This window comes from Pseudomonas sp. GR 6-02, from assembly GCF_001655615.1.
GTDB lineage: Bacteria > Pseudomonadota > Gammaproteobacteria > Pseudomonadales > Pseudomonadaceae > Aquipseudomonas.
This window is the reverse complement of the sequence record NZ_CP011567.1, coordinates 1,787,627-1,803,063: the sequence shown is the minus strand read 5'-3', so window position 1 is coordinate 1,803,063 and position 15,437 is coordinate 1,787,627. Positions and strand designations below refer to the sequence as shown.

Annotated in this window: 10 protein-coding genes; 3 read left to right on the top strand and 7 right to left on the bottom strand. The window is 52.2% G+C overall.

The annotated features are described in order from the left end of the window. Nucleotides 1-20: 20 nt before the first annotated feature. The 6 genes from PGR6_RS07860 to PGR6_RS07835 all read right to left on the bottom strand — a co-directional run bounded on the left by PGR6_RS07860 (nt 21) and on the right by PGR6_RS07835 (nt 10,101). A complete protein-coding gene (locus PGR6_RS07860; protein ID WP_064616690.1) occupies nt 21-815 on the bottom strand; it encodes an SDR family NAD(P)-dependent oxidoreductase in 795 nt (264 codons plus the stop codon). A 197-nt stretch (nt 816-1,012) separates the two neighbouring features. After that, nucleotides 1,013-1,348, bottom strand: a complete 336-nt coding sequence (locus PGR6_RS07855; RefSeq protein ID WP_064616688.1) for a ComEA family DNA-binding protein — start codon at nt 1,346-1,348, stop codon at nt 1,013-1,015. 231 nt (nt 1,349-1,579) lie between these two features. Continuing rightward, a complete protein-coding gene (locus PGR6_RS07850) occupies nt 1,580-2,668 on the bottom strand; it encodes an acyltransferase family protein (RefSeq protein ID WP_064616686.1) in 1,089 nt (362 codons plus the stop codon). A gap of 1,338 nt (nt 2,669-4,006) precedes the next feature. Next, nucleotides 4,007-4,714 carry a glycosyltransferase family A protein gene (locus PGR6_RS07845; RefSeq protein ID WP_064616685.1) on the bottom strand — a complete coding sequence of 236 codons (708 nt, stop codon included), beginning with the start codon at nt 4,712-4,714 and terminating at the stop codon, nt 4,007-4,009. After that, on the bottom strand, nt 4,714-7,068 hold the full coding sequence (locus PGR6_RS07840; RefSeq protein ID WP_064616683.1) for a glycosyltransferase family 4 protein: 2,355 nt from the start codon (nt 7,066-7,068) through the stop codon (nt 4,714-4,716). Before PGR6_RS07840 ends, PGR6_RS07845 begins: the two co-directional genes overlap by 1 nt. Before the next feature lie 1,038 nt (nt 7,069-8,106). Next, entirely contained in the window at nt 8,107-10,101 is a 1,995-nt protein-coding gene (locus PGR6_RS07835; RefSeq protein WP_064616681.1) for a polysaccharide biosynthesis protein, read from the bottom strand. Between the two features lie 665 nt (nt 10,102-10,766). On the opposite strand from PGR6_RS07835, the gene PGR6_RS07830 reads away from it, so the two are divergent. The 3 genes from PGR6_RS07830 (at nt 10,767) to PGR6_RS29185 (ending at nt 13,970) form a co-directional block, all read left to right on the top strand. Beyond that, nucleotides 10,767-11,567, top strand: coding sequence for an ABC transporter permease (locus tag PGR6_RS07830; RefSeq protein ID WP_064616679.1), 801 nt, complete (start codon nt 10,767-10,769; stop codon nt 11,565-11,567). A 13-nt stretch (nt 11,568-11,580) separates the two neighbouring features. Further along, nucleotides 11,581-12,324: an ABC transporter ATP-binding protein gene (locus PGR6_RS07825; protein ID WP_064616677.1), complete on the top strand. Its 744-nt coding sequence runs from the start codon at nt 11,581-11,583 to the stop codon at nt 12,322-12,324. A 461-nt stretch (nt 12,325-12,785) separates the two neighbouring features. Next, entirely contained in the window at nt 12,786-13,970 is a 1,185-nt protein-coding gene (locus tag PGR6_RS29185; protein ID WP_082920831.1) for an acyltransferase family protein, read from the top strand. Between the two features lie 339 nt (nt 13,971-14,309). Here the strand turns inward: PGR6_RS29185 and PGR6_RS07815 are convergent, their stop codons facing one another. After that, the gene (locus PGR6_RS07815) at nt 14,310-15,356 is read right to left on the bottom strand and encodes an NAD-dependent epimerase/dehydratase family protein (RefSeq protein WP_225609238.1); all 1,047 of its coding nucleotides are present in this window, start codon (nt 15,354-15,356) and stop codon (nt 14,310-14,312) included. Between the last annotated feature and the right edge of the window lie 81 nt (nt 15,357-15,437).

Genomic DNA, 15,437 nt, shown 5'->3' with positions numbered 1-15,437 from the left:
CTCAATCGATTCATGGCGCCTCACTTGTAACGCGCCGCTGCCATGCTTCTGGACAGATTCGGCGCCATCGCATGACGCGCCGCCATAAAAGCTTCCCACTCGGAGACATTCGGTAACGAAGGAATGGTGATCAGTTCACCCTGATCCAGACCCGACAGCGCCGCGTCGACCATCTCCCCTGCGTCCATGATCATGTCCTCCGGAATCTGGGACGCATCAATACCTGAGCGCTCCAAAATCTCGGTGCGTGTCACTCCCGGCAATACCGCTTGCACTTGGACCCCGGTGCCTTGCAGCTCAGCGTTCAACGACTGAGTCAGGCTCAATACATAAGCCTTGCTCGCGCTGTACGTCGCATTGAACCGCTCAGGAAACAACGCCACCACCGAGGCAATATTGATGATCGAGCCGCGCCCAGCCTTGGCAAAACTGGCAGCTGCAGCCGATGCCAGACGTGTGACTGTTGTAACGTTCAGCTGGATCAGCCGTTCCAGTTGCTCCATGTCTGCGTTTGCCAACAAACCATCGGCAGCTACGCCCGCGTTGTTGAGCAACAGGCTGATACTCGAATCACTGCGAAGCCGTTGCTCCACCTTCAGCACATCATCCCGTTGTGTGAGATCTGCCTTGAGCACCTCCACCTTAATGCCATGCTCGGCGCGCAACGTGCTCGCCGCAGCTTCCAGCCGCTGCTCGTCACGAGCAACCAGCAACAAATCAAAACCACGAGCTGCCAAACGCTCAGCGTAAATTGCACCGATACCGGAGGATGCTCCGGTGACGAGGGCTGTACCTTGGGTCTGGGGAGTGTTCATGAGCGAGCTCCTGAGGATGCGATAGAGAGATGAGCGCCTGGGCGCATCGGCAAATAGGAGAATTATTATAGGCATAATCTTAAGACGATATGATAGCCGTAATTTTTCTGACTCCGATGAAAGGCACGCCACCTCGCTTTACGCCACAATGCAAAAAAGCCGGTCAATGACCGGCCTCTCAGCGTTGATCTTGAAGCTTAGTTCACTTCCAGCTTCTCGCGATTCTTATCCAGGATCGCTTTACCGATGCCTTTCACTTCCAGCAATTCGTCAACGGACGAAAATGGACCATTACTGTCACGATAAGCAACAATCGCCTTGGCCTTGGCTTCCCCGATACCGGACAGCTCACGCTGCAGGGTGGGTGCATCAGCGCCATTAAGATCGACTTTTCCTGTTTGCGCTTTAGGGGAAACTTCCTGCACCAAAGGTGCATTGCCTGTCTCAGGCTTCACCGCAGGCGCGGCTATTGCAGCAATAGAGGCGCTGGTGAGCAGGGCAAAAACCAGGGAGTAGAAATAGCCAGTACGCATAAATGAAGCTCCATGACATCGATTGGAAGAAGCAGCTTTTCCGAAGCTGCCTCCCAAACTTAGGCGATGTGATGGAGCTGTCAAAAGTGTGTCCGTTACAGGATGTGAAACAATCGAAAGCGCTCCATGAACCCTTGGGGAGTTCAGGATCGTCAGGCATCTGCACGGCAGACCCTGTAGCGCTTCATAGGTGACCTGCGTGACTGTTACATCACAAATACATACACTTGCTCAAGCCCCTGAATTGAGCTTCTCACCCACAACAGGATTGAACGCCGAATCGGCATCAGCACCATTCGATACAGACCTGACTTTATTTTTTGGCTTGAATCTGAGAACCCTTTTCTCTATCAAATGCCAAGAGGCGTATCCTAAAACCAGCGTAATGACCACTGTAACAACAAGGTAAGTTGAATAGGCCATATCAGGGAATTTTAGCAAAACAAACTGCTGAACCGGAAAAGCATAGATATAAACACCGTAAGAGCAGTCACCCACTTTATTAACCAAGCTCCCCAACCAACTTCTGGAAAGTCCATATGCCAAGACGACATACGGTAACGTAAGCCATAGCAGGGACTTCGAAAACGATAAATACGGCGCCAGCAAAAGGGTAATCATCACCATGACAGCTACGCCGGAGAGACTGAACCACCGTTCGAGCCCCCACTTCGCATAACAGGCCCCAATCATGAAATAGATGCCGATCAACGGAATGTTTCTTACATCAGAACCGTAAACCACCAGCAAAGGCGCATCTCGCCAGCACCAAAAAACCACAATCAGCGCAAACAATGCTGTGGCAATTGTGTATACAAGACGACCGCCATTGAATAGAAGCCCAAGCGCGACGACTACCAAATACATGAAGAACTCAATAGGCAAACTCCATAGAGGACCATTGATCACATTGGCAACTCTGGAGTGCTCCAGCACGCCCGGCAAATAAAATACCGGACTTAAAATTATATTCTTCAAGTACATAATAAATGCCAGATCCGAGAAATACTGCTTGACTGTCAACGTCGAAAAAATGGGACCAAGCAGAAACGAAGTTAGCACCACAACAACAATCAGGGCTGGAAATATTCGCAGCGATCGCTTAACTAAAAAATTAATGACCGAAGGATCAGAACTCCAACTTTTTGAAATCAAATAACCACTTATGATAAAAAATATCGCGATCCCGAGCCCGCCATAGGAATCAATACCAATAAAAATCTCCGGGGTATTACCGTAAATATCGAATGAATGAGCATATAGCACCATCAGCGCGGCAACCAACCGTAACAAGTTCAAGTTATTATCCTTGTGCAGCATGTATTTCCGCCTGATATTAATTACAGATGATAAGAAACTTCTATTCTTGCAGTAGCTCATTGGCCGCGTAGAGCAATAGCCCGGCGCTTCGTCAGGCCTGGGCAAATGTCTTCGCTGGAAGACTGGATCACACGTATTCCCGTGCCATCATTGATGACGCGGAGAGGATGATACAACGCCACTTGGTCCTCTGCAGCTCAATCAGCCTATGCACCGTCCAACTGCGAGCTGGAGCTGCGCCGCTACTCTGAACGCGCTTGTGCTGCTGCTCTGCCGAGACGTCGTTGCGATAAAGCGTGTCGGGGAGGTCAGGAGCGTAAGAGTTCCTGAGCCTTGAACCTGCCCCCGCCGTCCTCTCACACCATCGTACGTACGGTTCCGTATACGGCGGTTCCTGCCTACTGATAAACAACGCCAGCGAGCTTGGTTCAGTTGATGTGTCGCCTGCGGTATCTAAGCACCCAGACCGGCCCTCGGATCCTCCGGCTCCTACCTCCTGATGGTCTCGACCCCCGCTATGCGGAGTTTCTGCTTTACGCTCCAACAGAGATCACACCCAACTATCCACTCATGGCAGGTTCAGCCATTCATTGCTCCGGTTTCGAGCAACTACCCATCCCGTCATCTCGCGATGCCGGTAGCACATGGCAGGCTAAACAGATCTCCCAGGGTTAATTCGCGCGACCTTCCCGCATATGCTTGTCGGATCTATGTCACAGTGTTCCGTGCAAGTAACGGGCTTTGAAGATATCGGCCTTCTTACCCGCCGCGCCGCCTGATGCCTTGGGATAAAGGTAGGCTAAAGATGCCCCCCCACACCCTGCGAGGGCTACGCTTTCGCAGAGTGTTTTATTTTCGGAGGCCATCGTCATGATCGATCTAACACTGGAAAGTATCGATCTCGGCAAGCATTGCTTTCATCTGCACGACCGCTACAAGCTGACCTGTGGGGATCACCAAACACCGGAGGATCGTTGCTCACCAGATACTCAAGCAAGCCTTCAATGCCGCATGCGATATCGCCCGGAGCATCCATCAGCATGTCAAAAAACGCGAATCCCCGATACGAAATCGATTGCAGGGACTCATGTATTAGCCGGTTGGACTACCATGCGGAAAAAATCCATTTATATGGTTTTCTCACAACGGCGAATCGAAGCACACATTTGTCACAGACGCTTTGCGCCAGGATGTCTGGATCGACACAGCAGGCCTCGGGAGGAATACAGTGTGCTCCAGCGCATGCTCGAGAATGTCTAGCATTCGAACATTGCACGAATCTGTGCGGTATTCAAACTGTCTCCCTTCTGACGACATGCGGCGGCGTGACCGCCGCCGTCAACGCGAAAAACGCACGAGTTCGGTCGGCCACGGGACGACGTCGCTATTATTCGCACGCGAACTTTGTGTTCCATGTCGGCGGCGTATCATATGCACTGTGTCCGGTACGGGCTTATGCGGAAAGCCTTTCGAAAGAGTCGTACAGTTCCAGTGCCAATCCTCGTGCCCATACCCCGACGCCAGTTCGTTCTTGCGGAACGGGAAATCCGCATAGATCTCGCGCGGCGCGAACGACAATGCCTCCCAATAATTGCCAATCTGTAGATAATCCAGGTCGAAATCCGGGTGGTCCGAATCAACATGCAACCAGAACAGCCGCTCACGCCCGAAGATGATGCTCAATTGCGAATGAGCGATGACCGGTCTACCCATCTCAGTACAGAAACGGTGCGCGGCGACGAGCCAGTTGAAGCTCCAGAGGTCGTCCGCATCCAGAAAGGTCGCGTAGCGCCCCGAAGCCAGGCTGATCCCATGATTTCGAGCGAGTGCCGGGTCGCCAAAATCGGTCAAGACGACCTTCGCTCCCCAGCGATCCGCGTCGGCGAACATGGTGCGGGTCAACGCATCGGGACGATCAAGCACGACGATTGGTTCGACAGTAATGCCTTGATCTCTTGCATGATCGATTGCCTCGCGGAAGCTCGAGATCGACGGGCCGCTAAGCACTCCTTCTCTATGGGCCGTCATAATTGCGGAAACTTCCATCACGCACCCACCTTTTCATTCAGAACATCCGACACTTGCTTCGCATAGGCCTGCATGCTGTGCCGACTACGTGCCCGTTCTCGCAGACGCTGCGCCCGGACAATTCGTTCGTGAGGCGCTTCAAGCGCAGCATGAATTGCGCCGACATAATCGTCGACACTGCGAACACCGTCAACCGGCCACCCAGTCTGCTCGTCGATCAGCTCGGGAACCCCGCCCACAGCGCTCGCGACTATACTGACGCCGCGTAGCGCGAGCTCGATGATTATCGTCGGCATGCCTTCCCAGTCCGACGTGAACAGCCAGAGATCCGCATCGTACAGCGGTAATTCGTCGTAGGATGAAAAGCCTTCATGCAGAATCAGGTTAGCCGGAGAGCGGCTGTAATCCGGCGGAGAATTGAGCAGCGGCGCTCCCCAGCACAGGAAATCGACCTCAGGCATCTTGTGCGCGATCTCCTGCACAAGATCGAATCGCTTCTGCCGATCGAGACGGCCGGCCCACAGTACCCTTCGGCGTAGGCGTTTACTCTCGGTCTTGATACTTTCTTCGGTCGCCGTTTGCCCGCCGATATCCCCACGCGACGGCGAGAACAGTGGAACAATCCGCTCGGAGAGTGACGCAGGCAGGTTGTAGATCTTCGCCAGTTCGTTCTTCATATGGATCGTGTCGGTGAACACAGCTCGCAGATGGCTCGCCGTTCCCGGGAAGAATTCGCTCGGGTAGCCGGCGCGATAGCCGCTTGCCGTCTGATCCCAGCAGAAGAGGTAGGAATACAAATCGATGCTTTCGGACAACTGTGTTCCGAAGCGCGCCATCACGTCCCAGCATAACCGGCTGTTGATGTTGATGATCCAGGACGGCGCGAGTCCCATGAACAGACTGTACAGCAGAGTTTGCGCCTGGAGGGGCGGAAGATCCCGGAATACGCTTGATGCATCGACAACGTCGACACCAGCAGATACCCATTCCGGGCGGTCGAAGTTTGGCTGATCGGTACGGAGCAGTAAAACCGACTTGTTGGGAAACGCCAGGGACACCGCTTCGCAAATCTGGCATGCAACCAAATCGGCGCCTCCCGTGCGAATCCAAGGCACGCATACGATCATATCGTAGTGATCGCGCTCGAACAGCTCGCGCAGAGCACGACGAGCTAAATTGCGACCGTCGTGGAGCGGCGCTACATGCACGTCGCTGATGTCCGATACGTCACCGATGGCGGGCTCAATCATCAACGCGCGACTTATCGTCTTCGCGAATACTGTGGAATGAAGGATATCTTCGATGACCTGCGAGTAGTGAGGCACACCACGATACAGCTCACCCAGATCGCCGCCATTACCGCAGGATGACAGGAAGTACTTCCAATTGTTAAGACGCGCTTCGCCGTCCCGCATGGATGGTGGTTGAGCGACAATCAGCTGCGGCAGACTTGACGCACGCGCCCCTTCAAATACACCCCGGCTGATAAAATGCTCGAACGCCCACGTGTAGGCTGCAACTACAGACGGATATTGTGCGTAATAGTAATTCTCGTCGAAATAGGGTGTGGGAACGATCCGCTTGTCAATGCCCTCGCGAAGGAAATGCTGCAGGAGAGTCTCCCCGTCCTGCAGCACAAGACCACGGTTCTGGATGATGCGTCGGTAATGCTCCACGCTGAATAGGGGGCCCGGTGCGATTTCCATTTTCCATGCGGCCGTCAGAAAGGCGATCAGACGCTCGATGGTGTCAGCGCTTTCTGTACCGATTCCCGGATGATCTTCGTAAGGCGAGAACAGCGCCACTATAATCGCGAATTTGTCGCGACCGAATCGCGCCCACCATGGCTGGGCCGCTGCAACAAGTCGCATGTACTGGTCACGAGCGTCCTTCGGCACGTTGGTCCGACACGCATAAAGCGGCTGGAGTTCAGGCAATGGCGGATGCATGGCCGCGTCACGCGACCAGAAGAACGCGAATGGCGTGCATTCCCCGTCCTCTTCCGTCCGGACGATGAATCGCCTATACCAGTCAGAGTCAAAGAAGGCATTCGGTGCGCGCCCTTCACTCTGCCCAGAACGGACGTAATGCAGCAATGGATTGATGTCCGCCTGTGCAACATCGGGGTTGTGAACGACATACCAGGCCCCGTCAAAGAACGCGCTCGGGTTACGCCCTTCTTTCCATCCGTGCTCGAGATAGTGCGCAATCGGATCAGCTCCGCTCGCGGCGATGTCAGTGTTCGTTGCTAGATACCACTCCCGGTCAAATAAACCGGACAGATCCAACAATGTATAATCGACCGTTCTCTGGCGGCTGGCCGCACCCGGCAAGAACGGCCCCACCAACATCTTGATTCTCGATAAAATCATATCGCAGTTCCTGTTGACGCGTATTGTTGTTGAGCCGCCGGCTTGCCGTCCTCTCTTCGCGAGAGCCACAAACGACGCATGCAACCTCTATTTGTATGGCTCGCGCATGCAACGCTTTGCAAGGTCGGAATGAGCGATGCCATATATGTTCCGGACGCCGTCGCGCTTGCGATGTCCGAGTGGAAAGGGCGGCCTAGTATTTCTCGCCCGTCGTCCATGCGTGGTAGATGAGGATCGCCGCCAACGAACTTTACTCATCGCTGAGAGGCCTGACTCAACGCCCCCTTGGTGACGGTGCGCGATATCAGCAGAGTTAAAAAATGCCCGACATCCGTTCGACTGCAGCCTATTTTCGCGATGCGTCGGCAACGACGGAGCTGATGAAGCCACCGCGCCCTCAACGGCAAGCAGTGTATATGTTACCGCTCGATACGTAAAAATCTTATTAGTTACCCAAGCTTGCGCACGCATAGCCCTCATACGACTGACCCAATATCACCGTAGCGAGCAGAAACGCCACCTGCCACTTGCTCTCGACCATGCCATCTGCCCTCGCCAGCTCCAGCGCAAATGGCGGCGACGCTTCTCTCTACTTTAGCCCGCATTTTCTAAATAAGGGCGCATCGCTAATGGGCAATACCTAAACCCTTTCATTGACTGGGGCACGTATTTGAAAGCTGCACGCTTCCGTTGCGATACGGATCATAAATTAGGTTTTTAGAAGCCCCCCATGGGAGACTCCTATCTGGCCCTGGGCTACCTGATTGCGTATTCCGAAGCGGCCATGCTGGGTGCCATCGCCGATTGGTTCGCTGAAACTGCCTGGCTCCGACACCCAATTGGGACTGCTAATATCATTGGACGGTATACCGCGTAGATTGCAGGCCACTGCATTGGTACCCTGCGAACAGGACAACACTCATTGCCCATGTGGCTGCGCACTCAAACACCGGAAGAACAGCTTTTCCGAAGCTGCCTCCCAAACCTAGGCATGGGACAATTCTGTCAAAAACGTGTCCGCTACAGAGCGCGCAACGATCAGGTCTCGAGGCGACGCTGCTGGTAAATCAAGTCGACGATTTCACCATCCGGCGCGTAACCACTGACAGTGTCACGCAGAAGTTGGCGAACCCGCGAATAATCATCCCGCTCAACGGCAGACAGCAACTCCATCAAGTTGCGCTTGAGCACTTCCCAAGGCAAATGGTCCTCTTTGGCACTCATGATCATCGGGTGCCGGGTAGCGGACACGTTGTCGCCGATCAGCAACTCTTCGTAAAGCTTTTCCCCAGGACGCAGTCCAGTGAACTCGATGGCAATATCGCCTTGCGGATTTTTCTCCGAGCGAATGCTCAAGCCAGACAGGTGAATCATCTTCTCCGCCAGCTCAATGATCTTGACCGGCTCTCCCATGTCCAGCACAAACACGTCACCGCCCTGCCCCATTGAGCCGGCCTGTATTACCAGTTGTGCCGCCTCGGGAATGGTCATGAAGTAACGGGTAATCTTCGGATGGGTAACCGTCAAGGGCCCGCCTGATTTGATTTGGCTGTGAAAGCGCGGAATTACCGAGCCAGACGAGCCCAACACATTACCGAACCGCACCATGGTGAAACGGGTCTTGTTGACCCGGGACACATTGGACTTGTCCCCGAACAACACCGGTGCCAACTCACGACTGAGGGCCTGCAAGGTCAACTCGGCCAGCCGTTTGGTGCTACCCATGACATTGGTCGGGCGTACAGCCTTATCGGTCGAGATCAGCACAAAGTTTGCAACACCTGCCTCCAATGCAGCCTGAGCCGTATTGAGCGTCCCGATCACATTGTTCAGCACACCTTCGGCAATGTTGTGCTCAACCATCGGCACGTGCTTATAGGCCGCCGCGTGATAAACCGTGTCCACATTCCAGGTCTTCATCACATCCAGAAGTTTATGGGGATGACGAATCGACCCCAGTATCGGCAACAATCGGACAGACAACGACTCACGAGCAATACGATGCTCGAGCTCTGACAAAATGCTGTAGAGATTGAATTCGCTATGATCGAACAACAACAGCGTGGTTGGCCCCAGGGAGAAAATCTGACGACAGAGTTCGGAACCGATCGAACCGCCCGCCCCCGTCACCAAAACCGTCTTGCCCTTGACGCATCGAGCCAACAAATCAGGCTGCGCCGGCACCGAATCCCGCCCCAACAGGTCAGCAATGTCGACCTCCTGAATGTCGTCCACCTTGACCCGGCCACTGGCCAGATCAGTGAAATTCGGAACACTGCGCACATGGAGCGGGAAGTCCTCCAGAAAATTGAGAATCTCCCTACGCCGCGCACGAGTCGAAGACGGCAACGCCAGAAGGATTTCCTGAGCACCAGTCACGTCGATCATCTGCTGAATATGCTTGGGCTTAAAGACCTGCAACCCGGCAATCGAGCGATCCGCGATAGAGGAGTCGTCATCGATAAACGCCACAGGACGCATCACGCGCCCCATGCGCAACGCTGCAACCAACTGGTTGCCCGCGACGCCAGCACCGTAAATGGCGACCTTGGTCAAACCATCGTCTCGATTGACAAACGGTACATGCTGCGCAGCGGTGAACCAATCGCCCATGAAATACTGACGCATGCACAGACGCAGGCCGCCAATGATTACCAGGCTTAGCCACCAATAATTGAAGATGATGGAGCGCGGCACCACGACTTCGTGATTGCTGTACCAGTAGACCACCACGGCGAGGATCAGCGAGGACAGACTGACTGCCTTGACGATGGCAATCAGCGCGTCATTGCCGAAGTAGCGCATGACGGCGCGGTACATGCCAAAGCGTACGAAAAGGGGAATGGCAATAATCGAGGCACTGACGAACAGCCAGAAATGCGACTTTAGCGGATTGTACATGTCGTCGATGCCGAGGCGGACGATAAAGGCCAGCCACAAAGCGACCCACACCAAAACCACATCGGTGGCGACCTGTATCAGTCTTTTTTGCCTACGAGGCAAACCCAGCAAAACTCTCCGTACTTTATCCATTCAAACTTTCGAGCACGCAGCCCCCCTCCTTTTTACGCGGTCGTTGGTCAGCATTGTAACCTCAATGAGGACGAGATCGCCCAATACTTGCACATGGCAGGGTCCAGGAAGGAGCATTTAACTGAAAGCGCCGCTATAATTCACCCCTCTGACCGGCCTGCCCGACAGACAGCGCACGGACGCGAAACTCGCTTGAAAACCACGAAACGTTGCTGCCGCGACACTGCTCGTCGGCAACCATTGGCTAATCGCTCCGCCCGCTTCCGAGCAGGCGATTTATTGGAGCCTGACGATCAGACGCCGTGACTTAAACCCAAAATGCGTTTCTGGGGTGAGGGAAATATCTTGGGAGTTCTCCTCTGACCGTGGGATGATAGAAAAAGTGCGAATCATCTGACAGAGATTTTATCCATGATCGCTAGCACATCTAGCTCACCAGACACAAGCACTTTTTTAGCGAATAGCTCAAACTTGGCACGATAGCGCGCGCGCCATACGAAATAGCTGCAGACTTTATGCTCCCTCCTTGCAACAGGGGGAGGCACTCTACGTGGAGCACATCCCGCGATCGCAAAAAACTGGAAACCAGACGGGATGGAAAAAGTGACACTCCCCCCTCCTACAAGATTACAATCATTGACTGTTTTGACAACCCGGTGTTTCGAATGCTAAACAACTCAATTACCGCCGCCATGGCAGATATAGCGACAGCTGTAAAGCGCTATTCTCTGGTAGGCATGCTCGGATGGCAGGATGTACGTCAACGGTATAGACGCTCTGCTGTCGGACCGTTTTGGCTAACCATCAGCATGGGCGTTATGATTGGTACCATTGGCCTCGTATTTGGCCAAATATTTAACTCCCCCATGAAAGACTTTCTGCCATTTCTTGCAGCAGGTATGATTCTCTGGAGTTTTATTTCTACCTGCGTGCTAGAGGGCTGCACCAGCCTCATCGCCGCAGAAAGCATTATCAAACAACTCCCCATCCCATTATTCGTGCATATTTTACGCACAATATGGCGCAATACTTTGATCCTCGCGCACAACATCGTCATTTTCCCGCTTGTACTGCTGGCTGTTCAGAAGCCATTGGGTCTTGGAGCACTGTTGAGTGTCCCGGGCTTTGCACTGCTTGTTCTCAATCTGGCATGGATCTGCTTGATATTGAGCCTTTTATGCGCTCGATATCGCGATCTCCCGCAGATCATTGCGAGCGCCTTGCAAATTGCCTTTTACTTGACGCCAATCATGTGGCTTCCAAGCCTGCTACCAGGACGAGCCGGCACTTATTTACTGGATTTGAACCCCATCTATCACCTCATACAAATCGTCAGGGCCCCCTTGCTCGGACAGGATGTGAGCACTGTTAGCTGGTGCGTGGCCGGGGGCATGGCTCTGTTTGGCTGGTGCATAGCGATCATCATCTATGGCCTCTATAAACGTCGCATTGCTTATTGGCTCTAAGAAGAAAACTATTATGGCTTGTATTGAATTTCATAACGCATGCGTTGATTTCCCTATCTACAACGCAAGTTCTCGCTCTCTGAAAAAGCAACTGATTCAAGTCGCTACAGGCGGCAAACTCAGTGCCAACGACCAAGGCCGAGTGATCGTCAGAGCACTGGAGGACCTTACTTTCTCCCTCAATGACGGAGACCGGGTTGGATTGCTCGGTCATAACGGCGCTGGCAAAAGCACATTACTCAGACTGCTGAGCGGTGTATACGCCCCCTCCGCTGGCACCGCCAGTATCAGCGGCGAAGTCGCTTCCCTCATTGATATTTCATTAGGGATAGACCCGGAGGCATCCGGCAGGGAAAACATCTTCATGCGCGGCATCCTGCTTGGGATGACAAAAAGCGATATTGCAGAAAAACTCGACGAAATCATTGAGTTTTCAGAACTGGGTGACTTCATTGACCTGCCGGTACGCACGTACTCTTCCGGCATGCACTTGCGCCTGGCCTTTGCGGTATCGACGACCATCAGACCTGAAATATTGATCATGGACGAATGGCTGTCGGTAGGAGACGAAGGCTTCAAGCACAAAGCAGAAGCCCGGATGAACGAACTGGTCCAAGCCACCAGCATTTTGGTGATAGCCAGCCACTCCCGTGACCTGGTGCTGCATACATGCAATCGGGTCATTTGGCTGGAGCACGGCAAAATAAAAATGGACTCGGACCCCGAAACAGTTACCCGAGCTTATTTTGGCCACTAATATTTTCGTTCGCGCCTGCAACCCTCAATAAGCTAATAAACCGGCGAACTCATAAAAAACCACTTTATCAAGTTAGGATGAACATTGGTTTTTTATGAAAGTAGCCGCTTAGCCATTGCAGCGTAGAAGCCAAAGCAACAACGCCTCTTGCCAGCTACACCTCATGATGTAACCCGACGCAACAACCGAAAATGTTTATCTGCATCCAATCCCCCAAAAAAAACTATCGATAGCCTCGCAACTCCGATTGAACGGGTCATTATGGTGACGTTATTCACCTACCTGCGCTGACGTGCTCGTCAACAAATTCGGCGACCGTGTGAAAATTCCCCCAACGCGGAGAGAGACGACGCCACCGCTGGGCAACTCCCCCAAAGCTATTGGCCAAGGCTAGCCAAAACAAATAAATATGCCTATTATCCCGCACTCATAGATCAAACGATAAATATTCAAGGCCTGACATGTCAGCAAAACTGGAAACTGGAAGCAATAGACTATTCCCCCTAGAAGCCTATAGGGGAATAGCTGCATTTATTGTGCTTGTTCACCATTTTTTTTTAGGGTTTTCCCCATATACAACTGGATTATTAGGGGACGCACGAAACAAAGACAGTTTAATAGGGCAGCCATATTTTGCTCTTTTTAACGGCACAGCAGCTGTCGGTTTTTTCTTCACCCTTTCCGGGTTTGTTTTATGCTGGTCCTATTTTAATCATGAAAACCCACAAAAACTGCTTCTGGCATTTCTTAAAAGATTTCCTAGACTGGCCGCCACAGTAACGATTACCACTGTCGCAAGCTACTGCTTATTCAAGCTTGGTTTTTACTATTTCCACGACGCTTCACAACTTAGCTTGAGCCCATGGCTTGCGACATTTGCTTACGGATGGACGCCAGGGTTTGAACCGAGCTTCTGGGGAGCTCTAACACAAGGAATGACAACTTTTTTCACAGGAGTAGCTAGCTACAATACAAACCTTTGGACTATGAAACCCGAATTTTACGGCAGCATGATTGTCTTTATGCTTGCATGCTTTATTTCAGTAATACTCGAATACCGCTACCTTACTTACGCCTTCATAATCATTTCAATATCAGCACTGTTCTATAACGACTTCATATTCCCCTTTGTTGCCGGTACATTTCTTTCTGTTTATCTGACCAAAAACAAAAATGAAATCCCCTTCCTCGCTTCCATAGCATTAATTATTTTCGGGTTATACTTGCTCGGATACATGATCCCGGAAAAATCATACGCTTGGGCTTCAGTCATCCCAGATATTATGAAAGCTCACACCCAAACCTTGCTCCACACACTTGGTTCTGCCTGCATAATATTCGCAACCATGAGCAATCAAAAGGTTTTTAAAAACCTGAACGGGAAATTTTTAAGGGGTATTGGAAAAATCAGTTTTCCACTCTATCTTGTCCATACCCTTGTGATCTGCTCACTATCAAGCTACGTATATATCAAACTTGCAAATCACGGAATCAGCAATACACAAAGCTTAATTATCGTATTTATTGTCACCGCTACCACTTCAATTGCATTAGCAGTACCACTCTCTCGCTTTGATGACTGGTGGGTTAAGCAGGTTAACACCATCACACGAAAACTATTGAAAGAGAAACAATTAGTCCATTGAGTTCTACACCATAAGACGCACCTGCCAATCACCGACAAATCAGCTACAGTCGCGTCAATTGGTCTTTCATGGATGAAAGGAAATACAGAAACAAGAACGCCGATTTGATTGATGATGTTCGCGGGTGCAAACATATCTAACAAATCGGCGTTCTTATATGTAATATTCTAGAAGGGCATTTCTTTCGTCACAACCCGGCCGGATGGCAACCCTTTACAGATCGATTTGACGCCTTATGCCCCCCCGCTTTTGAAGCCTTCCCAGAGATCGTAACCACCCCATAAGCTCACCTTCCAAGAAGCGGGCTTATGCAGTGCTTACATCGTTAAATCAACGTGCTTATTCCGGATTATCCAATAACCAAGCAGCAAAGCGCTCCAACCCCTCATCGAAACTCACGAAAGGGGCCCACCCCAAAGACTGTTTGGCGCGCTCGATATCCAGGACACTGACAGGCACATCAAATCCTCGACCCGACAAGTACTCACGACTGGCATTTCGCCCCGTGACCCTCTCGATCGCGTCAAGAACCTCATTGAGACTATGTCCGCGCCCTGAACCGATATTGAACACATGCTCTTCACCGGATTGCGCTGACGATGCTAACAACGCTTTCACCACATCAGAGACATGAATGTAGTCACGTACAACCGTGCCATCGCCCCAAATCTCAACCGTCTCGCCACGCAGGACTTTGCCAAGGAATACGGCAACCGCGCCTTGGCTAGCATAGGTGCGCTGCCCCTCACCAAAGGGGTTTGCAAGACGTAGAACAGTATAATCAAGGCCGTATAAGCGATGGAAAAGCGCCAAATACTTCTCGATCGCCAACTTGGCAATTCCATAGGAACAGGCCGGGTCAGTAGCATGGGTTTCTGGAATAGGTACTTGCGTAGGGTCTCCATACACCGTGCCACCTGAGGAGATAAAAACAATCTTCCTCAGCCCGGACTTCACCGCGAGGTTTAGCAGGCGGATGGTCGCAACGACATTGCTCTCCACATCGAAGACGGGATCCGCATTTGAAGACTTGGGGAGGGTCGTAGACACCAGGTGATAGCAAACATCGCAACCTTCCAAAGCCTTGGCGACTTCGGCCTCGCTGGTGAAGTCTCCTTCGCAAAGCTCGAAATTAGGATGATTGAAGTGGGATTCACCCAACGGCGCCACATTGGGACGATCGAAACAGCGCACAAAATGGCCCTGATCGAGCAATGCGTCTATCAAGTGGGTGCCTATGAAACCACGCCCCCCCAAAACCAGGGACCGCTTAACGGGATTAGGGGAAGTGTTCTCGGAATTATTCAACGTTGCCCTCCAGCGCTTGATATGGTTGAAACTGCCGCCTTGTGCAGCAGCAGACAAGGCGGGCGTGACCTGCCCCATCCTTGGCAACCATTGCAACGACCTACACTTTATTGTTTAACGGAACACACTGTGACGGCTAATGATACGTCAAGAGAGGCG